The organism is Alcanivorax sp. HI0044 (assembly GCF_001634945.1).
On the sequence record NZ_LWEZ01000453.1, the window covers coordinates 1 to 732 of the forward strand.

Genomic DNA, 732 nt, shown 5'->3' on the forward strand with positions numbered 1-732 from the left:
AACGGTTAACTTCCAACTCACCCCAGAAAGCCCAACGCCAGGGATCAGAATTTGCAGGGCCACGAAACTCAAGCACACTTGGCATTACTTTACCGCCGATACCCGTTGATGAGCCGGGAGTTCCTGCTGGCTCATCAAGCCAGCCACCATCGTAATTGTAACCTTGATATTCAAATACACGCAGCATGAAAGGGTCATAAACTGATGCAAAGGCATCAACCCCAAAATCCCCATCACCGACACCCATGGGGCAGCTTAAACTCGTTACCGTTGCTCCCTGACTAGCAGAATTCCCACACCCGCCCCCTCCGGAGTTACTTGAATACCAGTCTGTTCCATAAAAATAGTTACCGCTTCCGTTGGTTTTACTGGACCCTGCACTTGTCATGGACAAGCCATAGTAACGGGCGTCGCCTCGGCGCCATCCGAAATTATTATAAGCATCAGAGGTCGGTTGTGACCCCGTTAACTCTACAAAGCTGGTTGGAGCCATCCGGAAACTAAAATCATCGAATACAAATGCTAAACCGGCACCGGTAACGTTGGCCATTTGCTCTTCTTCCATTTCCACCAAAGCATTTACCGAGGGAGCCGCCAGCAGTAAAGGGAGCATTAGTGAGAAGCCGAGAGCGGGCATTCCTTGCGTGCAGATTTCTACTGTAGTTTTGGCAGGGAAACCCCATTTAATACATCGGGACATTTTTTTTATCGTTTGCATGGTCATTTGCTTCT

Annotated in this window: 1 protein-coding gene; it reads right to left on the reverse strand. The window is 49.0% G+C overall.

The features are described from left to right. Positions 1-718: hypothetical protein (locus A3730_RS30245; RefSeq protein ID WP_156500934.1), on the reverse strand; the 718-nt coding region annotated here is incomplete at its 3' end. Positions 719-732: the final 14 nt, after the last annotated feature.